At 67.1% G+C, this 25,135-nt stretch carries 25 protein-coding genes; 16 read left to right on the forward strand and 9 right to left on the reverse strand.

What is annotated here, in order from left to right:
* Positions 1-21 precede the first annotated feature (21 nt).
* The 6 genes from ACZ1I2_RS22280 (at position 22) to ACZ1I2_RS22305 (ending at position 5,916) form a co-directional block, all read left to right on the forward strand.
* Complete coding sequence (locus ACZ1I2_RS22280; protein ID WP_465175807.1) at positions 22-1,407, forward strand: amidohydrolase family protein; 1,386 nt, start codon at positions 22-24, stop codon at positions 1,405-1,407.
* Positions 1,404-2,714, forward strand: a complete 1,311-nt coding sequence (locus ACZ1I2_RS22285; protein ID WP_465175806.1) for an MFS transporter — start codon at positions 1,404-1,406, stop codon at positions 2,712-2,714. Before ACZ1I2_RS22280 ends, ACZ1I2_RS22285 begins: the two co-directional genes overlap by 4 nt.
* A 185-nt stretch (positions 2,715-2,899) precedes the next feature.
* On the forward strand, positions 2,900-3,754 hold the full coding sequence (locus tag ACZ1I2_RS22290) for a 4Fe-4S dicluster domain-containing protein (RefSeq protein WP_465172001.1): 855 nt from the start codon (positions 2,900-2,902) through the stop codon (positions 3,752-3,754).
* Positions 3,751-4,434 (forward strand): hypothetical protein, encoded by a 684-nt coding sequence (locus tag ACZ1I2_RS22295; RefSeq protein ID WP_465175805.1) that lies wholly within the window; start codon positions 3,751-3,753, stop codon positions 4,432-4,434. Before ACZ1I2_RS22290 ends, ACZ1I2_RS22295 begins: the two co-directional genes overlap by 4 nt.
* Positions 4,435-4,451: 17 nt before the next feature.
* Positions 4,452-4,724, forward strand: a complete 273-nt coding sequence (locus ACZ1I2_RS22300; protein WP_465171999.1) for a hypothetical protein — start codon at positions 4,452-4,454, stop codon at positions 4,722-4,724.
* 16 nt (positions 4,725-4,740) lie between these two features.
* Positions 4,741-5,916 carry a cupin domain-containing protein gene (locus tag ACZ1I2_RS22305; protein ID WP_465175804.1) on the forward strand — a complete coding sequence of 392 codons (1,176 nt, stop codon included), beginning with the start codon at positions 4,741-4,743 and terminating at the stop codon, positions 5,914-5,916.
* Between the two features lie 78 nt (positions 5,917-5,994).
* Here ACZ1I2_RS22305 and ACZ1I2_RS22310 read toward each other — a convergent pair whose 3' ends face one another.
* Positions 5,995-7,329, reverse strand: a complete 1,335-nt coding sequence (locus ACZ1I2_RS22310; protein ID WP_465175803.1) for an FG-GAP repeat domain-containing protein — start codon at positions 7,327-7,329, stop codon at positions 5,995-5,997.
* Positions 7,330-7,585: 256 nt separating this feature from the next.
* Between ACZ1I2_RS22310 and ACZ1I2_RS22315 the strand changes: the two genes are divergently transcribed.
* Entirely contained in the window at positions 7,586-8,074 is a 489-nt protein-coding gene (locus ACZ1I2_RS22315) for a cupin domain-containing protein (RefSeq protein WP_465175801.1), read from the forward strand.
* Here ACZ1I2_RS22315 and ACZ1I2_RS22320 read toward each other — a convergent pair.
* Positions 8,068-9,243, reverse strand: a complete 1,176-nt coding sequence (locus tag ACZ1I2_RS22320) for an acyl-CoA dehydrogenase family protein (protein WP_465175800.1) — start codon at positions 9,241-9,243, stop codon at positions 8,068-8,070. The two genes, ACZ1I2_RS22315 and ACZ1I2_RS22320, sit on opposite strands and share 7 nt — an antisense overlap.
* Positions 9,244-9,469: 226 nt before the next feature.
* Here ACZ1I2_RS22320 and ACZ1I2_RS22325 point away from each other — a divergent pair, with 226 nt between their 5' ends.
* From ACZ1I2_RS22325 to ACZ1I2_RS22340, 4 genes are all read left to right on the forward strand, one after another.
* Positions 9,470-11,668, forward strand: coding sequence for a beta strand repeat-containing protein (locus ACZ1I2_RS22325; RefSeq protein ID WP_465175799.1), 2,199 nt, complete (start codon positions 9,470-9,472; stop codon positions 11,666-11,668).
* Between the two features lie 178 nt (positions 11,669-11,846).
* Positions 11,847-12,068 (forward strand): hypothetical protein, encoded by a 222-nt coding sequence (locus ACZ1I2_RS22330; RefSeq protein ID WP_465171993.1) that lies wholly within the window; start codon positions 11,847-11,849, stop codon positions 12,066-12,068.
* A gap of 40 nt (positions 12,069-12,108) precedes the next feature.
* The gene (locus ACZ1I2_RS22335; protein ID WP_465175798.1) at positions 12,109-12,375 is read left to right on the forward strand and encodes a hypothetical protein; all 267 of its coding nucleotides are present in this window, start codon (positions 12,109-12,111) and stop codon (positions 12,373-12,375) included.
* 45 nt (positions 12,376-12,420) lie between these two features.
* Positions 12,421-12,672 (forward strand): hypothetical protein, encoded by a 252-nt coding sequence (locus ACZ1I2_RS22340; RefSeq protein WP_465175797.1) that lies wholly within the window; start codon positions 12,421-12,423, stop codon positions 12,670-12,672.
* Between the two features lie 18 nt (positions 12,673-12,690).
* On the opposite strand, the gene ACZ1I2_RS22345 is transcribed toward ACZ1I2_RS22340, so the two are convergent.
* The 3 genes from ACZ1I2_RS22345 to ACZ1I2_RS22355 form a co-directional block, all read right to left on the reverse strand.
* Positions 12,691-13,848, reverse strand: a complete 1,158-nt coding sequence (locus ACZ1I2_RS22345; RefSeq protein WP_465175796.1) for a tetratricopeptide repeat protein — start codon at positions 13,846-13,848, stop codon at positions 12,691-12,693.
* Between the two features lie 168 nt (positions 13,849-14,016).
* The gene (locus ACZ1I2_RS22350) at positions 14,017-15,774 is read right to left on the reverse strand and encodes a vWA domain-containing protein (protein WP_465175795.1); all 1,758 of its coding nucleotides are present in this window, start codon (positions 15,772-15,774) and stop codon (positions 14,017-14,019) included.
* Positions 15,775-15,877: 103 nt separating this feature from the next.
* Complete coding sequence (locus ACZ1I2_RS22355) at positions 15,878-16,423, reverse strand: RNA polymerase sigma factor (RefSeq protein WP_465175794.1); 546 nt, start codon at positions 16,421-16,423, stop codon at positions 15,878-15,880.
* Between the two features lie 226 nt (positions 16,424-16,649).
* On the opposite strand from ACZ1I2_RS22355, the gene ACZ1I2_RS22360 reads away from it, so the two are divergent.
* Positions 16,650-17,486, forward strand: coding sequence for an HpcH/HpaI aldolase/citrate lyase family protein (locus ACZ1I2_RS22360; RefSeq protein ID WP_465175793.1), 837 nt, complete (start codon positions 16,650-16,652; stop codon positions 17,484-17,486).
* Between the two features lie 50 nt (positions 17,487-17,536).
* Here ACZ1I2_RS22360 and ACZ1I2_RS22365 read toward each other — a convergent pair whose 3' ends face one another.
* On the reverse strand, positions 17,537-17,932 hold the full coding sequence (locus ACZ1I2_RS22365; protein ID WP_465175792.1) for a DUF3597 domain-containing protein: 396 nt from the start codon (positions 17,930-17,932) through the stop codon (positions 17,537-17,539).
* 176 nt (positions 17,933-18,108) lie between these two features.
* Between ACZ1I2_RS22365 and ACZ1I2_RS22370 the strand changes: the two genes are divergently transcribed.
* Entirely contained in the window at positions 18,109-18,672 is a 564-nt protein-coding gene (locus ACZ1I2_RS22370; protein WP_465175791.1) for a DUF4142 domain-containing protein, read from the forward strand.
* 43 nt (positions 18,673-18,715) lie between these two features.
* On the opposite strand, the gene ACZ1I2_RS22375 is transcribed toward ACZ1I2_RS22370, so the two are convergent.
* On the reverse strand, positions 18,716-19,657 hold the full coding sequence (locus ACZ1I2_RS22375) for an alpha/beta hydrolase (protein WP_465171984.1): 942 nt from the start codon (positions 19,655-19,657) through the stop codon (positions 18,716-18,718).
* Between the two features lie 130 nt (positions 19,658-19,787).
* On the opposite strand from ACZ1I2_RS22375, the gene aac(3) reads away from it, so the two are divergent.
* Both aac(3) and ACZ1I2_RS22385 read left to right on the forward strand, forming a co-directional pair.
* Positions 19,788-20,600, forward strand: coding sequence for an aminoglycoside 3-N-acetyltransferase (gene aac(3) / locus ACZ1I2_RS22380; protein ID WP_465171983.1), 813 nt, complete (start codon positions 19,788-19,790; stop codon positions 20,598-20,600).
* Positions 20,597-21,364, forward strand: a complete 768-nt coding sequence (locus tag ACZ1I2_RS22385) for a hypothetical protein (protein WP_465171982.1) — start codon at positions 20,597-20,599, stop codon at positions 21,362-21,364. The genes aac(3) and ACZ1I2_RS22385 overlap by 4 nt, the downstream gene beginning before the upstream one ends.
* A gap of 16 nt (positions 21,365-21,380) precedes the next feature.
* On the opposite strand, the gene ACZ1I2_RS22390 is transcribed toward ACZ1I2_RS22385, so the two are convergent.
* Entirely contained in the window at positions 21,381-23,132 is a 1,752-nt protein-coding gene (locus ACZ1I2_RS22390; protein WP_465175790.1) for a DUF885 domain-containing protein, read from the reverse strand.
* A 124-nt stretch (positions 23,133-23,256) separates the two neighbouring features.
* The gene (locus ACZ1I2_RS22395) at positions 23,257-24,123 is read right to left on the reverse strand and encodes an aldo/keto reductase family oxidoreductase (protein ID WP_465175789.1); all 867 of its coding nucleotides are present in this window, start codon (positions 24,121-24,123) and stop codon (positions 23,257-23,259) included.
* A 96-nt stretch (positions 24,124-24,219) separates the two neighbouring features.
* Here ACZ1I2_RS22395 and ACZ1I2_RS22400 point away from each other — a divergent pair, with 96 nt between their 5' ends.
* Positions 24,220-25,122: a LysR family transcriptional regulator gene (locus tag ACZ1I2_RS22400; RefSeq protein ID WP_465171977.1), complete on the forward strand. Its 903-nt coding sequence runs from the start codon at positions 24,220-24,222 to the stop codon at positions 25,120-25,122.
* The last annotated feature ends 13 nt before the right edge of the window (positions 25,123-25,135 follow it).

Below are 25,135 nucleotides of genomic sequence, written 5' to 3' on the forward strand. Positions count from 1 at the left end.
CGGTCCAACAGGAGAGTGATTATGGGGAACGCCTTTTCGCCGAAAACCGACACCGCCACGCGGCGCCGCCGCAAGGCGCGGCTGACCGGCCGCCTGATGGCCGCGACCGCCGGCGCGATCGGCCTGTTCGCCGCCCTGCCCTCGCTGGCGGAGACGCTGGTGGTGAAGAATTTCACCCTGATCGACGGCCGCGGCGGCGCCGCCGAGCCCAATTCCGCGATGGTAGTCGAGGATGGCCGCATCGTCTGGGTCGGCCCGTCCGCCCAGGCGCCGGCCGCCGCCGACGCGGTCGACCTGACCGGCAAGTACGTGATCCCCGGCCTGATCGACACCCATATCCATATGGGCAACGTCCATGACCTGACTCAGGACGAGCGTTTCTACACCACCGAGAATGTCGAGGCCGACCTGAAGACCTATGCGTCCTACGGCTTCACCACCGTCGCGGTGATGGGCACCGACAAGGATTCGGTCTTCGCCGTGCGCAATGCCGAGCGGGCCGGACGCCCGACCATGACCCGGCTGTTCACCGCCGGCCAGGGCATCGTGTTCCGCGGCGGCTATGGCGGCGTGCCGGGCATCAACCGCCCGGTGACCAACGCGAAGGAAGCGGCGATCGAAGTCGATGCCCAGGCAGCCAAGGGCGCCGATTACATCAAATTCTGGCTCGACGACGAGCTTGGCACCATGCCCAAGATGCCGCCCGAGATCAGCAAGGCGGTGATCGACGCGGCGCACCGCAACGGGCTGAAGGTCTTTGCCCATATCTTCTATCTCGAGGACGCCAAGCGGCTTGCCGCTCAGGGCGTCGACGGGTTCGTGCACAGCGTGCGCGACCAGCCGATCGACAAGGCGCTGACCGATGCCATGAAGGAAAAAGGCATCGTGCAGGTCGCGGCGACGCTGAGCCGCGAGGCAGCGATGTTCGCTTATGGCAAGCCCGCGCCGCAGCTGGGCGATCCCTTCTTCCAGCAATCCCTGTCGCCCGAGGCGCTGCGGCTGCTGGCCAGCCCGGAGCGGCAGAAGGCCGTCGCGTCCGCGCCAGCCTTTCCCAAACTGCCGAGCTTCTTCGAAACCGCGATGGGCAATCTCAAGCGTGAATCGGCGGCGGGCGTGCATTACGGCCTCGGCACCGATTCGGGCCCTCCGGGACGCGTCGCCGGCTATTCGGGCCATTGGGAAATGGAGCTGATGGTCAAGGACGGCTTCACCCCCGGCCAGGCGATCCAGGCAGCGACTGAATATGGCGCCGAAGTTCTCGGCGCGAAGGATCTGGGCACGCTGGAACGGGCCAAATGGGCCGATTTCGTCGTGCTTGACGCCAACCCGCTTCAGGACATCAAGAACACCCGCAAGATCAATTCGGTCTATATCGCGGGCCGCAAGGTGCGCTCGGTCGCGCAATGACCATGGCCGCGAACGACACGATACCGGCGCGGCGGCGGCCGACCCGCGTCCGCCACGCCGTGCTGTGGCTGACGGTGCTCGCCTATATGATCACCTATATGGACCGGGTGGTGATCTCGACCGCGGCGCCGTCGATCCAGCAGGAGTTCGGCTTTTCCGCGATCACCATGGGCTGGATCTTCAGCACCTTCCAGATCACCTATGCGATCTTCCAGATCCCGGGCGGCTGGCTCGGCGACCGGTTCGGGCCACGCCGCGCGCTGACCTGGATCGTGGTGTGGTGGTCGAGCTTCACGGCATTGACCGCGATGACCTGGTCGGCCGGATCGATGCTGGTGTGCCGCGCCCTGTTCGGCGCGGGCGAGGCCGGCGCCTTCCCGATCGCGACCCGGTCGCTGTCGCGCTGGATGCTGCCCGCGGAGCGCGGCTTCGCGCAGGGCGTCACCCATGCCGGCGCGCGGCTCGGCGGCGCGGTCACCCCGGTGTTCGTCGTGCTGCTGATCGCCGATTTCGGCTGGCGCGCGCCCTTTTTCGTGTTCGCCTGTGTCGGCCTGCTCTGGGCGGGGTTCTGGTTCTTCTTCTACCGCGATCTGCCGAGCGAGCATACAAGCGTGAACGCCGCCGAGCTGGCGCTGATCACCGACGCGCTCGGCTCCGCGCCGAAGCCGAGCCGCGCGGTCAAGGTGCCGTGGTCGAAGCTGCTCGGCAACCGCCAGATCTGGACGCTGTCGGCGATGTATTTCTGCTACGCCTACAGCATCGGCATCTTCCTCACCTGGTTCCCGACCTATCTGAAGGAAGCGCACGAATTCAACCTGACCAAGATGGGTCTCTATGCCAGCCTGCCGCTGATGGCGGGCGTGGCGGGCGACATCGCCGGCGGCTGGATCTCGGACCGGATGGCGCACAAGTCGGGCAACCTCGCCATGTCGCGGCGGGTCGTCGCGATGACGGGCTTCCTGATCGCCGCGGCGACCATCCCGATGGCGGTGCTGTCGGCCGATCCGATGACCAGCGTCGCCTGGTTCTGCCTCGCCGTGTTCGGGCTGGAGCTGACGGTCGGCGTGTCCTGGGCGGTGACGCTCGACATTGGCGGCAATTATGCCGGGTCGGTCTCGGCGGTGATGAACAGTTGCGGCAATATCGGCGGCGCGATCGCGTCGTTCGCGACGGGCTATATCGTCACCTATGCCGGCTGGAACCCGGCCTTTTTCGTGCTGGCGGTGCTGTGCTTCGCGGCGGCGCTGCTGTTCCTCGGGATCGACGCGTCCAAACCGCTGTACCGGGGCGATCCGGTGCCGGCGTGACGACGCGGTTTCGTCTCCCAATTTGAGAGCTTTGGTCGGAATTGGAACATGAAGACCTTGACACATTCGGCCAATGGCTTGATGCATACAAACGAGTATTTTAGTATGCAACATGCAGCGAGAGCGGTGGGCAAAACATCGGGGGAAGCAATTTCACCCGGGTGTCTGGGGAGGTCAGGCAGGGCATGAAAATCAGTGAGGAAAAATGCGTCGGGTGCGGCAATTGCACCTACGCCTGCACGATGGGGGCGATCTATATCGACCCGAAGACACGCAAGGCGACCGTCAACAGCGACGAATGCGTGGAATGCTATGCCTGCTATAACGGGCTGAGCAAGGAGCATCTGCCGCCCAAGACCGTGCGCTTCACGCGGCGCATGATGTCCAAGCTGTGGCTCCGGTTCGAGCCAGATCCCGATATCTGCCCGACCGATGCGCTCGTACCCGACGAACTGAGCTGGCCGCGCGTCGTGCGCCGCGCTTTCTCCGATCCGCGCGTGCCGCACGAATCGACCGGCGTCACCGGCCGCGGCACCGAGGAAGTGAAGACCAACGAAATCTCCAACCGCATCGCGGTCGGCATGGTCGGCTTCACCATCGAATTCGGCCGGCCGGGCGTTGGCGTGCGTTTCCACCAGATCCAGGAAATGAGCATGGCGCTCTCCGCCCTGGGCGTGAAGATCCAGCCCAAGAACCCGGTCACCGCGATGATGAGCGATGTCGAGACCGGCAAGATCCGCGACGACATCCTGAACGAGAAAGTGCTCTCCGCGATCCTCGAGATCACTGTGCCGGTGGAGCGGACCGAGGAAATCATCCGCACCGTCTGGGCGGTCGAGAAGAAGATCGACACCATCGTCGTGCTCGGCGTCGGCACGCGCTGCGACGAGGATGGCGAGGAACGCGTCGTCGCCCCAATCCTGGAAAGCCTCGGCTACACGCTGAAGCGCGCCAAGACCAATCTCGGCCTGGGCAAGCTGCAGATTCGAGAACTCTCCCATGAACCCGCAGCGTCGACCAAGGAGGCGGTGACAGCATGACCAACACCCTGCATCGCTACGGCACAGCCGAGAGCTTCAAGGACGATTATGTGATCTTCGCGCTGCCGGCCAAGGGCGGCGCGCAAAAGGGCGATCCGAAGCCGGCGCTCAAGCGCTTCCTCGAGATCGCGATGGAATATAATCCCGTGAACATCGGCGACGCGATGCACGGCGGCGCCACCCGCCCGACCGAGCACACGCACGCGCTGGAGCATTTCGCCAAGCGCCCGACCAACCCCGATTTCCAGCAGGTGATCGACGGCGCTGGCGATCCGACGACCTTCTCCGCCGTGTTCGCCACGCGCGAGGATGCCGAGGCGTTCGTCACGCGCATCGTCGAGGAGGATCTGGGCCTGAGCATCAACATCTCCTCCTCGATCGGCAATGCGCTGAACTGCTGCAAGGCGGCCGGCATCACCCGGCACAGCGTCGGCTATTCGCTGGGGTTCGAGGGCATCCAGGACAATGCGCCCAACCGGCACGTCCTGTCGCTGTCGACCATGTGCGGGCACGGCATGATCAGCCAGTCGCTCGCCAAGAAGATGATCGACATGGTCAAGGAGAACCGCCTCTCGCCCGACAAGGCGACGGCATCGCTCAGCCGCTTCTGTTCATGCGGCATCTTCAACCCCGTACGCGCCAAGCGGATCATCGAAGAGGCGCGCGGGAAGATCTTCTAGCCCCACGGAGCAAATTTGTGAGCATCTCAGCAATGGACCGCCGGCCCGACACCAAATCCCCGCTCGGAGAAGGCATGATCCCCGCCGGCCGCTCGGGCCGGGCGCAGCTTTGCTACGTCCATCCCGACCTGGTCCGCAACGCCCGCGACCGGCTGCGCGCGCAGACCGCGGATTGCGTGATGGAGACCTTCGGCATCAGCGTGAACACCTGGGTCAAGATGCGCGACGGCAAGCCGATCCGCATGTCGGTCGCCGAGCGCTTCGTGCAGCGCGTGGGCACCGCGCGCTGACCAGCCTGCTCCCGGCATGACCTTCGACGACGTCATCGCCCCGCTGACACGACAGGCATTCCTGTCCGACCATTGGGGCAAGGGCTTCACGCGTATGAAGGGTGAAGCCGGGCGCTTCACCGGCCTGCTGACCTGGGACGACCTCAACGCGATCCTCGAACGGCACCGGCTTTCCCCGCCCCGCTTCAAGCTCGCCCAGGACGGCCGCTCGCTCGACCCCGCCCGCTACCTCTCGCCCGGCCTGGGCGGCACGCCGCGGCTCGATTCGGGCAAGTTCGCGGCCTGCCTGGCCGGCGGCGCCACCCTGATCCTCGACGCGGTGGAAGAGCTCGCGCCGCGCGTGCGCGACCTGTCGGACTCGTTTCGCGAAGTGCTGCGATCGGGCAATTACGTCAATCTCTATGCCGGCTGGCACAGCCAGAACGGCTTCGACCTGCACTGGGACAGCCAGGATACGGTGATCCTGCAATTGTCGGGCAGGAAGCGCTGGCAGGTCTACCAGCCGAGCCGGCTCCATCCGCTGCAGGATGATATCGAGGCAACGCCGCGCCCGACCGGCCCGCCCGTGTGGGACGGCCTGCTGGAGGATGGCGACGCCATCTATATCCCGCGCGGCTGGTGGCACATGGCCTATCCGGTCAACGAACCGAGCCTGCACCTGACCGTCGCGACGATCCCGCCCACCGGCATGGACCTGCTGCGCTGGATGATCGCCAAGCTCCCGCGGCACGAGGCCGTTCGCCAGGATCTGCCCGCGCTCGACGATGAAGCCGGCCAGACGGCCCATCTCGAGACGCTGCGCGCCTTGCTCGCCGACGCCATGGACGAGGACCTGATCGCTGCCTTCCGGCGCGAATGGGAGGGCGACAGCTTCCCCCGCCCGCACATCAACCTGCCGGGCGCGCCCTATGCGCAATTGGGGCCGATCACCGATAACAGCGTGATCCGGCTGACCGCCGGCCACCGGCTGGCCTTCGCCGCCGCCGGCACCAATGTGGAATTCAAGGCGAACGGCAAGCTCTACGTCCTGCCCGCCGATCTGGTGCCCGCGCTGGAATTGCTGCGCGACACGCAAGCGGTGCCGGTATCGGAACTAACCGCGCGCCTGACCGGCGATACCGCCATCGCCAATCTCAGGAAGAGCCTCGCGGTGCTGGCGAAGGCCGGCATCCTGCTGGTGGAAAGAGGCTAATGGCCTGGAACTGAAGGTCGCTTGATCAATATTTGAATGACGGCAGATTTGTAAAGGAACCAACGTCCGGCCGCACCGTCATTTCCCGACATATTCATACCAGGTCAGGTTGTTCGGCGCCGTTCCGCTCAGGCAGATCACGTCGCGCTTCCTGCCGTCGCCCTTCAGGTCGGCGGTGACGCAGTCCTGCACCGCCATGCTGGTGTCCATCAGCATCTTGCTCCAGGTCCGTCCGCTCGGGTCGGTCGCCTTGTACAGGAAGGTGTTGGCCAGGCTGCTGCCGCCGCCCGCGACGATCTCGGTCATGCCGTCGCTATCGACGTCGACCATGGTGATGCCGTGGCCGCGCTTCAGCTCGTTGTCGATCACATTGCGCTGGTATCTGCCCTGCGCGTCCTGCGTATAGACCACGACGAGATTGCCGTGGAACGGTTCGATCGCGGCGAAATAGGGCCTGGCGCCGAGCTTGCCGAAACCGACATCGCTCGCCCCGTTATCGGGCCAGGGCGCTGGATTGCCCCTGGCGATCAGGAAGCGTTTCCACTTCCCGTCCTTGCCATAGCTATGGCCGTAAATGCCGCTCTGCCCGCCGGTGATTGCCTCCTGCCGGCCGTCGCCGTCCCAGTCGAACGGGCGCAGCGCATGGACCTCGCCGATATTCTCCGCGCTGACCAGCTCCCGCTTCCAGTCGGGCGCGTAATAGGCATAAAGCGGGGTCGGCAGGCGATCGGGATCGTTGCTCGGCACCGGCTGTGCCCTGGCGTTGAGGATCGGCGCGACCAGCAACGCCAGCGTGCCGCTCCCGTCGAGATCGGCGAAGCGCACGCGATGCGGCGCCGGCACCTGATCGACCAGCTTCATCGTCCAGGGCGCGGTCGCATCGCCGCCGCTATGGTGCAGGATGGCGATGTTGCCGATGCTGAGCTTCGGGTCGGCGTTGAACGCATAGGTCACGGCGATCTCCGGGATGCCGTCGCCGTCCATATCCGCCGCATCCATATTGACCATCTGCCCCAGCGGAACGGGCGTGCGGATCTCGTGCGGCGTCCAATAGGGGTTCTCGTACCAGACCAGATACTCCTCGCGCTGGCCGAGCGCGATGACGTCGGTCTTGCCGTCCCTGTTCATGTCGGCCGCGAGGACGACATACGCGCCGCGGATATTCTGCGCGATGATGTGCCGCGCAAAGGGCGCGGTGATCAGCGGCGCCGGCGCGGGCGACGCTGGAGCGGCCGGCGTCGCGCTGGGCATTGGCGTCACCGAGGGCGGCGCGAAGCCGACATAGCTGGCGGGGTCGGTGATCGGCGGCAAATCCCGCGGCGCGACCTGCGCCGGTAACGACGCCGCCAGCGCAAAGGCCGCCGCCATGGCGGACGCGGTGGCGCACAGCACGGTGCGCGATGCACTTCGCATGATCATCCTCCCCCGGCTTTCCCGACGGACGATGTCAGCGAGAGAAGCGGCCCATCACTCGACCTCACCATCGTTCCGCGCCCGAACGGGTACCGGTCCCGCGCGGGTTATGCTGGTCCGGATACACCAGCCGGCGGCCCGCCACAACAAGTTGTATACATCTTGGCTGTTTGTGTGCAATAAAGTGCACGGCACAAAGGCGCTGGTCCGGGTGCGTCATTCTCCCGGCAATGGACGCCAGGCCAGGGGAGGATCCATGAACCGTCATTTCTGCGCGGGCATCGCGCTGCTCACGCTCGCCGCACCCGCCTTCGCGCAAACCGCGCCCGCACCCGACAGGACCTATGTGCCCGCCGCCGAGATCGCGGCGATGATCGCCAGGGCCGAAAGCGACCCGCGCGCCGCGACCACCGTCATCACGCAGCCGCTGCTGCAACTCACGCCCTATCGCCCGATCATCCACCGGCGCATGGCCCAGGCGGGTGCCGACATCCATGAGAAGCAGGCCGAGTTCTTCTTCGTGATCCGGGGCAGCGGCACCCTGACCACCGGCGGCAGGATGGTCCGGCCTGCCGCCGCGCCCGGTGCACCGCCGCCGCCCGCGACGATCGAGGGCGGCACCGAGCAGAAGGTCGCGAAGGGCGATTTCTTCGTCGTGCCCGAGAACACGCCGCACCAGTTCACCGCGATCGACGGCGAGCTGGTGCTGATCTCGATGCACGTTCCCCGCGCACCCGCTCAATAGGAGCGCGGCATCCCGAGCACATGTTCGGCGAGATAGGACAGGATCATGTTCGTCGAGACCGGCGCGACCTGGTACAGCCGCGTCTCGCGGAACTTGCGTTCCACGTCATATTCCTCGGCAAAGGCAAAGCCGCCGAATGTCTGGACGCAGGCTTCGGCCGCGGCCCAGCTCGCCTCCGCGGCGAGCAGCTTGGCCATATTCGCCTCCGCCCCGGCATTGGCCCCCGACTGGTGGAGCGTGGCCGCCTCATGCACCATCAGCTCGGCCGCGCGCATCTGCGCATAAGCGCGTGCGATCGGGAACTGCACGCCCTGGTTCTGCCCGATCGGCCGGCCGAACACTTCACGCTCGCCGGCATAGGCCACCGCCTTTTCGATGAACCATTTGGCGTCGCCGACGCATTCGGCGCCGATCAGGATGCGTTCCGCGTTCATGCCCGACAGGATGTAGCGGAACCCCTGCCCTTCCTCGCCGATCAGACTCGAGGCGGGAATGGCGAGCCGGTCGAAGAAGATCTCGGTCGTGCCATGGTTCATCATCGTGCGGATCGGACGGATCGTCATGCCGTTGCCCAGCGCCTCGCGCATATCGACCAGGAAGACCGACAGCCCTTCGGTCTTCTTCGTCACCTCGTCACGCGGCGTGGTGCGGGCGAGCAGCAGCATCAGGTCGGAATGCTCCGCGCGCGACGTCCAGATCTTCTGTCCGTCGACAATGTAGCGGTCACCCTCGCGCACCGCCTTGGTGCGCAGCGCCAGCGTGTCGGTGCCCGACTCCGGCTCGGTCACGGCGAACGCCTGGAGACGGAGGTCGCCCGCCGCGATCCCGGGCAGATACGCCGCCTTCTGCGCCGCGCTGCCATGGCGCAGGATCATGCTCATCACATAGATTTGCGCGTGGCAGGCCGAACCATTGCAGCCCGCTGCCTGGATCTCCTCCAGAATTACCGCCGCGTCAGCGAGCGTCAGCCCCGATCCTCCGAGCTCTTCGGGAATCAGCGCGGCAAGGAATCCCGCCCGGGTGAGCGCCGCGACGAACTCGGTCGGGTAGGCCCGGTCGCGGTCCCTGGCGCGCCAATAGTCGCCGGGGAATCCGGCGCAGAGCCTGCGCACCGCGCGGCGGATTTCGCTCTGCTCGCGCGAATCGCGCGCGCCCCGTTCGAACAGCATCCGTCTCTCCGTTTTCCCGGTCATAGCACCGGAAGCGGCGCGGGCGATCGCCGGGCGGGATCGGTTCCGCCAGGGAATCGAAAGAACCGCCGATTCCGCACCGCAAAAAAGGCGATCTACTGATTTACAACAAGGTGCGAATCATTATCACTCGCTATAATGCTGCGGCGCACATGACATAGTCGATCGGACCATGGGGGGCCGGTTGAACCGGGGGGACATTAGCATGGCCAACACGGGTCCGACACTCGACCTCAACGGCGCCGAGAGCGGCGCGAATATCACCACTTATTATGCGGCGGGCTATGCGCCGACGGTGATCGTGCCGGCCGGGCTCGTGACCGATCCGGACTCGGCCGATTTCGACACCGGAAGGTTGACGATTCAGCCCCTGAGCGGACAGACCAGCGACCAATACGGCATCCTCAACCAGGGCAATGGCCTCGGCCAGATCGGCGTGTCGGGCAACGCGGTCAGCTATGGCGGCGTCCAGATCGGCACCTTCAGCGGCGGCACCGGGCCGAGTGCGTTCATCGTCACGTTCAACGCCAGCGCGACGCCCGTCGCGGTCCAGGCGCTGTTGCACGCGATCACCTTCTTCAATCCCAACGCCGCCCCGGCGACCGTGACTCGTATTTCCCAGTGGACGCTCACCGATGGCGACGGCGGGAGCAGCGCCACGCCCAACATGACCTTGACGCTCGATCACGCGGCAGTGGCCGATCTCAATAGCGGCACGGCGGGAACGGGCGACTCGCTCTTTTTTACCGAAGGTCAGGCCTCGATCCCGATCGGCACCGCGATCACGATCACGGACAGTGATGGGGGCGACAGCGTCCATGGCGCCCGGATCACCATCACGGACGCGGCGGCAGGCGATGCGCTGCTGACGACCCTGCCCTTGCCGCCCGGCATCACCATCGACCCGGCGAGCACCGCAACGACGATCATCCTGACCGGTACCGCCAGCGCGGCGAATTATGCCGCGGCCCTCGCTCTGATCGGCTTCACCAACAGCGGCGACAATCCGACCGAGTTCGACACGCATCTCACCCGCACGGTCACGGTCACCGTCAATGACGGCCATGTCGACGGCCCCCTGGCGACGGCGACGATCCAGATTTCGGCTGACGACGATCCGTCGTCGAACGTCGTGCCCGTGTCGGTCTCGGGCACGGAGGACACCGCGCTGGTGTTCGCCGGCGCCACCAGGATCTCGGTCCATAATGACGATCCGGGCGCGGTATCGATGACGCTGGACGTCTCGCACGGCACCTTGACGCTGTCCGGCGTCACCGGGCTCACCGTCACCGGCAATGGCACGGCGAACGTCACGCTGGCCGGCTCCCTGACGGACATCAACGCCGCGCTCGACGGGCTCACCTATCTCGGCGATCCCAATTATCACGGCACCGACGAGCTCTATGTCCACCATCAAAGCGGCGTGACCGCCGATACCGACGTCATCCCGATCACGCTCGCCGCCGATGGCCATGTCGATGGCCGCGCCGGCGACGACATACTGACCGGCACCGGCGGGGCCGACATGATCCTGGTCAGCCAAGGCGGGGCCGACCATGTCACCGCGGGCAATGGCAACGACTTCATCTTCTACGGCGACGCGTTCGACGGCAACGACACCAATGACGGCGGCGCGGGCACCGACACGGTCGGGCTTCTGGGAAATTACGACCTGACCTTCGGTGCCGACAGCATGGTCGGCATCGAGCGGCTGGCGCTCTATGCCGGCAATTACAACGATCCCGCCGGGGGCCTGGTCAATTACCGGATCACCACCATCGACGCGACCGTGGAAGGCACGGACCTGCTGGCGGTGAACGCCAGATCGCTGCGCGCGGGCGAGACATTGACCTTTATCGGAGTCGCGGAGACCACCGGGTCCTTCCATGTCGAAGGCGGCGCGGGCGACGACATCATCGCGGGCGGCGCAGGCAACGACATGCTGATCGGCGGAGCGGGCAATGACGCCCTGTACGGTCAGGGCGGCCGGGACATTCTGAACGGCGGGCTCGGGGCTGACCAGTTGCGCGGCGGCGCGGGTATCGATCAGTTCTTCTACGCGTCGGCCGCCGACTCCACCTCGTTCAACTATGATACGATCGCCGTCTTCGATGCGCGCGAGGACAAGATCGACCTTGCCGAAACCGTTGCCGGGTGGAGCGGCACCATCACGCATGGCGCGCTCTCGACCGCCAGTTTCGATATCGACATGGCCAGCGCCGTCGACGCGACATTGCAGGCGCACTCCGCGGTGTTGTTCACCGCCGATTCGGGCACGCTGGCCGGCACGACCTTCGCCATCGTCGATGCCAATGGCGACGGCGCCTATACGGCGGGCAACGACTATGTCTTCGCGATGAGCGGGCTGTTCATCGCGCCGACCGGATACGACATCTTCGTCTGAGGTGACCTGCGGGCAGCGATCATGGCGGCATCGCAACTGGTAAAGCGGCGACGGGCACCCCATATCCTGTCCATCGCCCCGCTTCATCACGAGCACGGACGCGACTGAGAGATGCTTCATGCTCCCGCTCTGACCGGGAGCCCGCGTCGGTGGCGCGGCCCGTAATGGAGAGCACATCATGTCTCGCGCCATCAATGTCGACGCAACGCACGACGAAGTCGTGGCCATGGCCGCCAAGCACGGTGCCGTCATCAGCGCGATCGAAAAGCTGCAACCGAGCGGGACTCGCGTCGTGTTCATGAACGCGGACGGAAGCGCCCTGATCGCAAAGGCGTTTGGATCGCGGGTGATCAAGGGCCCGGTGACCCGCACACCCTGGGGCAGCGCCTCGTCGCGCTGAGCCGCGCCGGTACGCGACAAGCTCTCTGAAAGGACGATATATGCAGCCCACCGCCCTGTTCTGCCGGACCCAGGAAGCGCAGCAGCATTCGCGCGCGGCCGAGGCCCGTCTCGACAATGTTCGGCATATCGCCACCAGCGCCGCGAACGCATGGGGCAAGGAAGCAGTCCTGGCCGAGCGTCGCGAGGCGCGACAGCTTGCGGGAACAGTCCCCGCCATCGACCCGGATATCGGGTCCCTTTCCTCGGATCGAACGTTGAGCGAAAACCCGGACCGGGGATTTGCGGGGCAGCCCGGTCGCGCATGATCGGTTGGTCCGCGGTGGAACTGCCGGTTGAACAGGGAGAGCGCCATGGATCGAAGCGTACCATCGGACACCGTGGAGCAATGGATGACTCATCTCCGCCTGCAGCGCACCCGCGCGCGTGACATGGTGTGGCTGATCGAGGGCGGCGCCACCTTGCATGACGGGCGTGAAGGCGATCCGATGACTGACGCCACCCAGCGGTGGCTGACCGAGCAGAAGGAGGTCATCACTGAAACCGACCGCCTTCTCGCGCTCTATGAGAGCATCAATCTCCGCGATCATATTATCGGCCGATAGCGCCCGGCCATCCGCTGCCTATTCGATCACCGCCTCATAGCGCGCATCCAGATCGAGCGCGCGCTCCGCATCGGCATCGGCGCGGCGGGCATCGCCGCGCTGTCGAAACAACAGGCTGCGATTGTAATAAACCCGCGCCGTGCCCGGCGCATAGCGCACTGCCTTGTCGAGATCGGCCATGGCATGCGGAAGGTCACCCTTGCGCTCATGGGCAAGGCCCCGGTTGAGCCACGCGATGGCGAGTTTCGGCGCGATCCCGATCGCCTGATCGAACGCCGCGATCGCGCCGTCGGTGTCGCCCCGCCAGGCCAGGGACAGACCGTCGGCGACATGCGCTGACGCGCGCCCGGTAGAGCCCGGCGCGGCGGGGTCGACCAGCTTCCGGCAGGCAGCGAGGTCGCGGCCGGGGTCGTTGATGGTGCAGGCGTTCCAGTCGCCCCGTCCGCTCGCGTTGCGCGCACGTCGCAAGGCCGCGGGCGAGCGCATTGCCGTGCCCGTCACGACGATGTCGTCGCGGGCGGACGCGCGCTGCTCCGCCATTGCCGCCGGCGCGGCCATCATGGGCACCGGCTCAGGCGGCGGCGGAGGAGGTGGTGGCGGCGGTGCTGGCGCCTCGGCGCGATCGAACGATGCGACCCGGCCGGCCACGCTCCCCATCTGCTTCATCTGCATCGCCTGAGGCGACGCATCGTTCTGCGTCGATTCCGCTGCACGAGACGCCGCGATCTCTTCCGTCCGGCCATCGGCCTTGTCGGCATTGCTCCTCGCAGCCGTGGCGGTCGCGGGGAGAAGCGCAGTCCCCGGCGTCGGCGCGACCGGCGGCAGCGATGCCGGACGCGGAGTCGCCGCCGGCTGCGGCAAGCTCGGCTGACCGGCCACCGCTCCGGGCGTCGCGGGAGCCGGCGCCTGCCGTTCGGGCGCGGCGAGACGGTCGCTGGTGGCCATCCAGACCGGCAGGCCGATCGCCGCGACCAAGGCCGCGGTGACCAGCGCGCCCATCTGCGGACGGCCGATGCGCCACGGGGCCGCCCTGGCCGCGCGAGGCCGCTCGGCGCCTGCCGGGTCAGCCGCGCCGTCGAAGCGCCGCATCGCCGCCTCGATCGCTGCCTCGCGCCGGTCGGGCCGGGGCGGCGGCGGATCGGGCAGCGATACCGAGAGGTCGCTATCGCTGGCCATTCACGGCGCCCCGTCGGCGGAGCGGATCACGCGGCAATCCGGCAGGAGCCTGAAGCAAGGGGACGAAGGGAACATCTGCCGGCCTTATAGCCTCAATTGCGGGCTGGTCGAATGCACGATCGCCCACGGCCTGGCGGGTGCGGCGGGCGTCGCCGCACCCGCCGGGTCCTAGCGGTCGAGCCGGGCGAGCGCCCCGGCCGACTTCGCCGTGCGGACCATCTGGACGAACTCGGCGCGATAGCCGAAATCATCCTCGCCGCGCGTCGCGGTGACGATGCGCAGCACATCGTCATAGGTCATCGACCCATTATTCTTGCCGCCGCGCAGCAGCTCGGCAAAGGCGGCAACGCCGGTCGCGAAGCGCGCATCGCGTGGCGCGTCCTCGAACCGCAATGCCTCGGTCGTGCGGTCGATCGGCGTCGAGATCAGCCGGCTCGTGTCCGACTTGGGCAGCTTGTAGCGGATCTTGACGAAGCCATATTCGCTGCCCCGCGACGGCGCCGCCACCGGCGCGGGACGGGCATAGCGCAGGTCGCCGATGCTGCGCGGGCCGCCGACCGGCACGATCTCGTAGATCGCGGTCACCGTCTGGCCCGATCCGACATCGCCCGCATCGACCTTGTCATTGTCGAAATCCTCGCGGGCGAGCATGCGCGTCTCGTATCCGATCAGGCGATATTCGGCGACGGTCGCCGGGTTGAACTCGACCTGGATCTTCACATCCTTGGCGATCGGGAACAGCGTCGAGCTCGCTTCGTCGACTAAAGTCTTCCGCGCTTCGCTGACCGTGTCGATATAGGCGGCGGCGCCATTGCCGTTCTGCGCCAGCGCCTGCATCAGCGCGTCGTTGTAATTGCCCATGCCGAAGCCGAGCACGGACAGGAACACGCCCTTGCCGCGCTCCCGCTCGATATAGCCCTTCAGCTCGTCCTGGTTGGTGATGCCGACATTGAAATCGCCGTCGGTCGCCAGGATGACGCGGTTGACGCCCCTGGGATCGAGATTGGCCTCGGCCAGCGCATAGGCCTGGCGGATGCCTTCCGCCCCCGCGGTGCTGCCGCCCGCGCCGAGCCGCTCGATCACCGCCAGGATCCGGCCCTTCTCGCTTGCCGGGGTCGGCTCCAGCGCGGTACCGGCCGATCCGGCATAAGTGACGATGGAGACCTTGTCGTTGGCGTCGAGTTGTTCCAGCAGCATGGCCAGCGACTGCTTGACCAGCGGCAATTTATTGGGGGCGTTCATTGATCCCGAGGTGTCGATCAGGAAGACGAGATTGGCGCGCGGCCGGGTCGCGCGCTGGATCTCATAGCCGCGGATGCCGATCCGGACGAGCTTGCGACCCTCCGTCCACGGGCTCGGGAAAACGGCGACATTGGTGCTGAACGGCTGGTCCGCGGAGCGCGCGCTCGCATAGCTATAGGGGAAATAATTGACCATCTCCTCGGTCCGCACTGCCGCCGGCTGGGGCAGGACGTTGCGATTGAGCGACGCGCGGACGAAGGAATAGGACGCGGTGTCGACGTCGATCGAGAAGGTCGAGACCGGCTCCTCGCGCACGACCTTGAAGGGATTCTCCGTCGTCGCGGTGAATTTGTCGCGGCCGACATCCTGATAATAGGAAGGCATGCGAACACGCTCCTCCGCCATCGGGGCATAAGCGCGCGCGGCCATCATCTTGCCCGCCATGAACGGCACCGGCTCGGGAGGCGGCGGCGGCGGGGCCGGCGGTGCGTTCACCATGGACCGATCGGCCATCATGACCGGGCCCTGCTGGGCGAGCGAGGGGGCGTCGGAGCGCGTGCCGGTGACGACGATATCATTGGGCGGAGGCGGAGGCGGCGCTGCCTCCTCGATGCCTGACCTGGCGCAGGACGCGAGGAGCATGGCGGTCAGGCCGATGGTGGCGGCCGGGTGAAGGCGGGGCATGGAAACTCTCCCTGATGACAGCGGCGCACGATCGTCCGCATGTCCCTTCGACGCCGGTCGCCGGGATATCCTTGGGAGCCGCTGAAAATATTTCTCGAGGGGGTCAGCCGCCTTCCGCGCCGTCGGACGCGAGCAGCCGGCGGACTTCATGCATCCGCCAGGAAATGGTCGATTCCGCCACGCCCAATATCTCGGCCGCCTCGGCATGGCTGAGCTGCTGGCCGGCGACCAGCACCACGGCATCGCGGTACGCCGGTTTCAGGCGCGCGACCGCGCTCTTCACCCACATCGCATCGTGAAGGTCGCGTCCGTCCGGGCCGCGCGTCAGCCCGGTCAGCACGCCGAGCCGTTCGGTGAAACCCAGGAACGACCGCCGCCGCCGCTTCTGGTCGCGACAGGCATTGACCACGATGCCGCACAGCCAGGTGGTGAACTTCGCCTCGCCCCGGAAGCCGCCGATCTTCTCGACCAGGGTGCAGCACACATCCTGCGCGATGTCGTCGGCATCGGCGCGCGATCCGGTCAGCTGCCAGGCGAGGCCATGGATTCTGTCATAGTGGCGACGGAGCAAGGTGCCGAACGCGTCGCGGTCGCCGGCCATGGCGGCGGCGACCAGCTCATTGTCCGGATCATCCGCGATATCCGCCACGGATCAGCGCCGACCGCAGCGGGAGCGGACGCGACCGCGCGTCGCCCCTGGCCAGACTGTCGCCCTGTCTCCCACAGCGGCTATGTGCATCATTCATGCTGCGGATGCCATCGCGGAGCGGGCCGAAGCGTACCGCAATCGACCGTTTCGTGACTCAAGCCGCGGTGGACGGGATCGTCACGCCTGTGCCAGAGCGTCAGCGAGGATGTGTCGGGAAGGTGAGACAATGAAGCTCCGGTCGCTGCTGTTCGTCCCCGGTGATCGCCCCGACCGCTTCGCCAAGGCGGCGGCAAGCGGGGCCGACGCGCTGATCCTCGATCTCGAGGATTCGGTCGCGGTCGAGAAGAAGCCCGAGGCGCGAACGGCGATCGCCGCCTGGCTGAAGGACGGGCGCACCCTGCCCTGCTTCGTGCGGGTCAATCCGCTCGGTGGCAACGAGGTCCGCGCCGATCTCGACACGATCCTGCCCGCCGGACCCGACGGGATCGTGCTGCCAAAAGCCGAAGGCGCCGCTTCGGTCCGTGCGCTGATCGAGCTGGCCGGCGGCTCGATTCCGCCGATCCTGCCGATCGCCAGCGAAACCCCCGCCGCGGTGTTTCAGCTCGCCACCTATGGTGAGGTCGCGGCTCATCTGGCCGGACTGACCTGGGGCGCGGAAGATCTGCCCGCCGCGATCGGTGCGACCAGTTCGCGCAACGAGGACGGCAGTTACACGGCGCCGTACGAGATGGTCCGTGCGCTGACCCTGTTCGGCGCGCACGCCGCCGCCGTGCCGGCGATCGAGACGGTCTATCCCGACATCGCCGATACTGGTGGCCTGGCCGCCTATGTTGGGCGGGGGCGTCGCGACGGCTTTACCGGCATGATGGCGATCCATCCGGCCCAGGTCGCCGCAATCAATGCCGGCTTCAGTCCGAGCGAGGCGGAGATCGCCCATGCCCACGCGGTGGTCGAGGCATTTGCCGCGAACCCGGGGGCGGGCGCGCTGAAGCTCGACGGCAGGATGATCGACCGCCCGCATCTCGCTCAGGCACGCAGGCTGCTTTTGCTGGCGGAGGGCTGACTCCGTCGGGACGATAGCCGGCAGCGATCCCGCCGCCGGCCATCTATGGCTTAGTTGCGCAGGCTGTCCGGCACGACGCCGCCATTTTCGGCGAGCTTGGCCATCACTGCCTTGTGAAGCGCGATATTCTTCTCGGCGCTGCCATCCTCGCCGCTCACGCCGAGTTCCGTCGCCAGTTCCTTTCTGGCGGCAAGGCTCGAATCGAGATCGAGCAGCTTCAACAGGTCGACGATCGATGTCTGGTAGTTGCCGCCGCCGCCCTTCATCGACGCCATCTCCGAAAGCACGGCACCCACATCGACACTCTGCGGCGCCGCAGCGGCCGGCGCGGCGGGAGCCTGGGCCGGAGCGGCGGCGGGCGCTGCGGCGGGCGCGGCAGTCGCAGCCGGCGCGGCGGCCGGCTTGTGATGAAAGATCTTGTCCATGATGCTGCCGAAAATGCCCATAGCTCTTCTCCTGGTTGCTGTGTTTCGCCCCGCCGGAAGGACGTGTCGGTAGAACGGCAGGCGGCCCGAAAAGGTCCGCCACGGTCCGTCCGATAATCGACATGGCGCGGAACGTTCGGCCTCTGCCGGCAGTTTGTGCGCGGGGCGCCTTCTGGCGCGATCAACAGGAGAGGTTTATGCGCTACACACTCATCGCGCTGCTGTCGGGAAGCGCGCTCGCGCTCGCGGCATGCGGGCCGAAGACCGAAACCACCACGACGACCAACAGCGTCACGACCGAGGAAAGTTCCACCAACGTGACCGTGCCCGCGCTGAGCCCGGGCCAGGCCTTCGCCAACGCCGCCGCATCCAGCGATGCGTTCGAGATCGCGGAATCGCAGCTTGCCCAGACCGTCTCGAAATCCGCGGCGATCAAGGCGTTCGCGCAGAAGATGATCGACGCGCATACCGGATCGACGACCAAGCTGAAGGCCGCGGCCGCCAGCGCCACGCCGGCGATCACGCCCGATGCGACCCTGACGGCCGAACAGCAGCAGAAGCTCGACGCGCTCAAGCTGAAGACGGGCGCCGATTTCGACACCGGCTATGCGGCTGACCAGGTCGCGGCGCACCAGGCGACGCTGGATGCGCTGAAAAGCTATTCGGTGGCGGGCGACGTGCCCGAGCTGAAGACCTTCGCGACCGGGCTGATCCCGACCGTGACGGCCCATCTCAACATGGCCAAGGGCCTGAAGCCCTGACCGGATAGCGGGGCGGCACCGCCGCCCCGTTTTTCCGCGCCGATCAGTCGATCCACTGCCTGATCGCCCGCGCCACGTCCGCGACCGCATCCCGCGCGATCGCCACGTCGCGTGTCATCTGCAGGAAGCCGTGCACTGCCCCGGGCCACAGCGTGAGCGTCGCCGGCACTCCAGCCTGCTCCAGCCGCTCCAGCAGCAACCGGCTGTCGTCCGCCACCGGATCGGCCTCCGCGACGCCCAGGAATATCGGCCCCAGCCCCGCCAGATCGGCATGGAGCGGGGCTGCCTCCGCCGGCGGCGGGTCCCCCGCCGCGCCGAGATATTTTTCCCAATACCAGGCCATGCGCTCGCTCGTCAGTCCCTGCGGCCCAGCGCCAAAGACCCGCGCGCTTTCGGTATCGAGCCCCGGCGCAAAACAGCCATAGATCAGGGCACATCCGGCCGGCAGCACGCGCCCCGCATCGCGTAGCCGGATCGCCAGCGCCAGCGCCAGGTTCGCCCCGGCGCTGTCCCCGGCAAAGGCGAAACGGGCGGGATTGAGCGCGTATCGGCTGGCGCGGCGCTCGATCCAGTCCCATGCCGCGAGGCAATCGTCGAGCGCCGCGGGATAAGGATGCTCCGGCGCCAGGCGATAATCGACGCCGAACAACACCGCGCCGCTCTGCTCCGCCAGCAGCCGCAACAGGCGATCATGCGTATCGACATTGCCGGCGAACCAGCCGCCGCCGTGCAGATAAAGGATCGCGCCCCGCGCCGTCGCAGCGATCGGCGTATGGATGCGCAGCCGGATCAGGCCGTCCGCGCTCTGGATCCGGCAATCCTCCACCCCGCCCATCTCGGGCAGGCCATCGTTGAGCCAGACCGACGCGGCGTCCATCCGCGCCCGCGCCTCGGCTGGCGGCAATGCGGTGAGGTCGAACGCCGGGAAGCGCGCGGCCTGGACCGCACGGGTGACGAGGATTTCCGGGTCGATGGGTGCCGCCATGGCGCGCGACTATCATGTGGCGCGTTCTTCGCAACAAGAACGAACTGCCCTGTGTCCCCAAACATGGCACCAACAGTTTTTGGGCCGGGCAGGCGTTGACCGTGCATCGTCGAAACGCGACGATGGCCGAATGGACGAACCGCCGGCGTTCCTGACCCGCGCGCATCTGCGCGACGATCTCAAGCGTCTCGGCCTTCGTGCCGGCGACACCGTGATGGTGCACGCCGCGATGAGCAGGGTCGGGCCGTTGCTGAACGGACCGGATGCGCTGATCCAGGCGCTGACCGATGCGCTCGGCCCGGACGGTACCCTGCTGGTCTATACGAGCTGGGACAGCCGCCACGACGACCTGCTCGACGCGCATGGCCGCGTTCTGCCCGAATGGCGCGATCATGTGCCGGGGTTCGACGCGGCCCGATCGCGGGCGGTCAGGATGAACGGCATCATCGCCGAGTTCGTCCGCACCACCCCGGGCGCCCGGCGCAGCGCCAATCCCGGCGCGTCGGTCGCCGCGCTCGGCAGGCTGGCCGACTGGATCACCGCCGACCATCTGCAGGATTATGGCTATGGCGAGAATTCGCCGCTGGCCAGGCTGGTCGAGGTCGGCGGGCGGGTCCTGATGGTCGGCGCACCCTGGGACACGATGACGCTGCTGCACCTTGCCGATCATCGCGCGCGCCTGCCGGGCAAGCGCGTCCTCCGTTATGAGGTGCCGTTCGCGACGCGCGGCGCGACCGAATGGCGGTTCATCGAGGAGTTCGATACCAGCGAGCCGGTTCTCGACGCGATCCCGGACAATTACATCGAACGGATCGTGGGGGATTTCGTCGCGGCCGGCGGCGGGCGACAGGGATTGGTGGGCCGGGCGCCGTCGTTGCTGGTCGATGCCGGCCCCGTCCTCACCCATGGCATCGCATGGCTCGAGCGGGGCGGCTGGACATGACGTCGCCCCTGCCGAGGGACGATCGACCAACGCTCTGGTCGATCGGCGCGGCGGTCGCGATGGTCGCGTCGCTTGCCCATGAAGTGTTGGGGCATGGGCTCGGCTGCCTCGCCGATGGCGGCTCGATCACGCTGGTGACGTTTCTCGTCTTTCGCTGCGCCGGGGCGGGCGTGCTGGGCGACGGCGCCGGGCCCTTTGGTGCGTTGCTGATCGCTGTGGTCGCGCTGGCGCTGTTCCGGCTCTCCCGGCCGAAGGTCTCGGCGTGGCGGCTGTTCCTGCTGACCCTGGGAATCCTCATCCTGTTCTGGGTCTGCGCGCAGATGGTGCGCGAGGCGCTGGACCAGAGTGACGACTGGGGACATGTCGCGCGCGATCTCGCCTGGCCGCCGCTGTGGCGCCCGGTCATCGGTGCGATCGGCATCGCCGGCTATATAATTGCCTTCCGCATCGCCGCGCGCCTGACCCGGGGCTTTGCCGATGCGAACCCGGCGCGGCTGGCGATCCCCTGGCTCGCCTGCACCGTCTCGGCGGTCTTTCTCGGCGCCCTGTGGCACGGCGACCGGGCCGGATCGGCGCTGGACGCGTTCATGACCTTCGGCCTCGCACCCCTGGGCTATCTTCCGGTCATTCTCGCGCTCGGTCGTCAGCCACCGTCACGGGACCAGGAATGGATCAAACGGAGCCCCGCCTGGCTGGCCGTCACGATCGCGTTGTTCGTCCTTTTCGCCATCACCATTGCGCCCGGTATTGGTCCGCTGGCCTGACGGTTTCGGCTTCTCGTCACTTCGCCAGTTGCGCCGGCACGAACTGCTCCGCCACGGCCTTGGCCAGCAGGTCCGGCGGCAACAGACCCTGATCGAGCAGGAAATTGTTGAACGCCAGCCGGTCGAACTTCGCGCCCAGCGCCAGCTCGGTGTCCATGCGGATGCGCAGGATGCGGGTGTAACCGTAGAAATAACTGCCCGCCTGGCCCGGCGCGCGCGAGGTGTAGCGTTCGATCTCCTGCTTCGCCATCGCTGGCGAGGAGACGATCTGTTCGAGCAGGATGCGCCGCGCGTCCTCCTTCGAAATCAGGCCGAGATTGAGCATCGGGTCGAGCATCGCCCGCCCTGCCCGCAGCAACCGCGCCTGCAATGCCATCAACTGCCCGTCGAGCGGGTGATAGGGCAGCGCCTCGGCTTCGGCATAGAGCGCCCAGCCCTCCACATTGACGCTGTTGAACGCGAAATAGATGCGCGCCTGCGACACGCCGCGCTCGACCAACGCGGTGAATTGCAGCTCATGCCCCGGCCGTCCCTCATGTGCGGCGACGGTCCACTGCGCCGAGGGGAAGTTGAAATCGTCATAGGCCGAGTCCGGCCCCGAGGACGCCACGCTCAGCGGCAGCACGAAGGTGCCGCGCTCGCCCTTGTTGCCGATCAGCGGCGGCGGCTCCATGTGCGGCGCGGGCGATGCGGCGGACTCGGCCTCGCTCGCCAGCCGCATCTGCATTGGCCGGTCGGGCAGGTCGACGATATGCTCGCGCTTGATCGCGGCCTCATTGGCGCGGATCACCGCGGCATAGCTCGCCTCGAGCTTGTCGTTGGGGATCGTCGCCTGCTTGAGCTGGCGGATGACATCGGCATAGCTGCCGGCCTTCAGCCCCTTTTCCTTCGCGACCAGAGGCGCGAGCGCGGTCATTGCCGCGCGCGTCTCGGCGAATTCGATCTGGGCTTGCTGGATCAGCAGGCGCGGGTCGATATCGATGCCGAACTGCTTCAGCCGGTACGCATAGACTTCGGGCGGCAGGCGGAAATCGGTGCGGGCCAGCGGCAGCACTTCCGCGCGCTCCCACGCCGTATAATCCGCGATCTGCTTGTCGAGCTTCGCGAGCGCCGCGTCGGCACCGGTGATCTTGTATTTGGCGAACAGCTTGCGGATGCCCTCGGCATAGGTCCCGGCATTGCTCAGCGCATTGTCCAGAGCGACCTTGTCCGGCCCGAGCAGCCCGGCCTTGCGCGTCTCGGCGAAGCGCGCCCGGGCGAGATCGGTCAGCGACGTGGTGCCGGGATAATCCCCGACATAGCGGCGCAGCAGCTCGACTGCCTTTTGCCGCCGCTCCGGCACGACCTGGTCGTCGAGCAAGCCCTTGATCCCGCCGAAGATCGCGCGCGGCGCGTCGCTCCAGGACAGGAAATATTTGCGCCGCAGGCGCGTCCCCTCGAGATCGGACTCGATCGACCGGATCAGTATCTCCAGGTCCTGCCGGACATTGGCATCCTTCTCCGCCGCCAGCCGTCCACGGAGATCGACAAGAACCTTGCCCATCGCCTCGGCGGTGCGCTCGTCGAGCCTGGGCCCGAGATCGGTCGCCAGCCCGTCATAGGCGGTCATGCCGTTCTGCGAGGCCGATTCCGGATCGAATTTCGCCTGCGCCTCGGCCACCAGCTTCGCATTCCGGTCGCTGACCGCGACCCAGCTCTTGTCGGGCATGGCGGCCGACAGGGGTGACGCCGCAACCAGCATCAGGGACAGGAGCACGAAACGGCGCATAAGCTCTTTTCCGGAAAAATGGCCGCTGAACCCCCCCGCGGCCTTCCGCACCGTCTAGGCCCGGTACGGCGCCGGCCGCAAGCCGGCGCGTCACGGGAAGCGCTCCCGCGACGCGCCTTCGCCATCACGCCGTGGTCGTGCCGATCCGATTCAGCTCGGCAATCACCTCATCCGACAGCACCAGGTCAGCTGCGGCAAGGTTTTCGCGCAGATGCCCGGTCGAGGAAGTGCCCGGGATCAGCAGGATGTTCGGCGCCCGCTGCAGCAGCCAGGCCAGCGCCACCTGCATCGGCGTCGCGCCCAGTCGCGCCGCGACATCCGACAGCGAGGAGGATTGCAGCGGCGAGAAGCCGCCCAGCGGGAAGAAGGGCACATAGGCGATGCCCTTGGCCGCCAGCTCGTCGACCAGCGCATCGTCCTCGCGGTGGACCAGATTATACTGGTTCTGAACGCACACCACCGGCGCGATCGCCTGCGCCTCGGCGACCTGGGCCGATGTCACGTTGCTCAGGCCGAGATGCCGGATCAGCCCCTGGCGCTGCAGCTCGGCCAGCGCGCTGAACTGCTCGGCGATTGAGCCCTCGCTCGGCCCATGGATCGCCCCCATCGCGCGCAGATTGACGACATCGATCGCCTCGACGCCAAGGTTGCGCAGATTGTCGTGCACGCCCTGAGTCAGCTCGGCTGGCGACATCGCGGGCAGCCATGAGCCATCCGCGCCGCGCACCGCGCCGACCTTGGTCACGATCGTCAGCCCCTCGGGATAGGGATGCAGCGCCTCGCGGATGATCTGGTTGGTGACGTGCGGGCCGTAGAAATCGCTGGTGTCGATATGGTTCACGCCGCGCGCAATGGCTTCGCGCAGCACGGCAAGCGCTGCGTCATGGTCCCTGGGCGGGCCGAACACGCCCGGGCCGGCGAGCTGCATCGCGCCATAGCCCATGCGGTTCACGCTGCGGTCGCCGAGGTGGAAGGTCGTGGGAATCGGCATGTCGGGTCTCCGGGGTTTCAGTGCGCAGGATATGCGTCCGCCGGCATCGCGCGATAAGATATGGCAATCGGCACAGGTCGTGCGTTATTATGCACAATGGCCACGGAACTCGACGATCTCGCGACCTTCGCCGCCGTGGTCCGCGCAGGCGGCTTTCGCGACGCGGCGCGCGCCGGCAATGCCTCGGCCTCGGGCCTGAGCGAAGCGGTGCGCCGGCTCGAAACGCGTCTCGGCGTCCGCCTGCTCAACCGCACCACGCGCAGCGTCACCCCCACCGAAGCCGGCGCGCGCCTGTTCGAACGCCTCGGCCCGGCGCTGGGTGAGGTCGAGGCGGCGGTGGATGTGGTCAACGCCTTTCGCGACCGGCCCGCCGGCACCTTGCGCCTCAACGTGCCCGCCAATGTCTCGCGCGCGGTGCTGCGGCCGATCGTCGTGCCCTTTCTGAAGGCCTATCCCGATATCCGCCTCGAAGTAACCGTCGAGGACGGTTTCGTCGACGTGCTGGCGGCGGGCTTCGATGCCGGCATCCGCTATGACGAACGGCTCGAGCAGGACATGATCGCGGTGCCGATCGGCCCGCGCACCCAGTGCCTCGCGACCGGCGCCTCGCCCGCCTATCTCGCCGCTTATGGCCGGCCGGAACATCCGCGCGACCTGCTCGACCATGCCTGTCTGCGTGGCCGCTTTTCGAGCGGCAGGACTCCGATCTGGGAGTTCGAGCGCGACGATGAGATCATCCGCATCGATCCGGCCGGCCCGCTGCTGATCCAGCCGGGCGCCGCGTTCGACCTGGCGGTGGACGCCGCTGTCGACGGGCTCGGCATCATCCATCTGTTCGAGGACTGGCTGAAGCCGCATTTCGACAGCGGCGCGCTGGTGCCGGTGCTCGAACCCTGGTGGCAGCGTTTCTCGGGGCCGTTCCTCTATTATGCCGGCCGCCGCTATCTCCCCGCGCCGCTGCGGGCGTTCATCGATTTCATCAGGAGTCAGCCGGGATGATGTCGCGGTGGCG

Source organism: Sphingomonas sp. BL-S-29, from assembly GCF_055521495.1.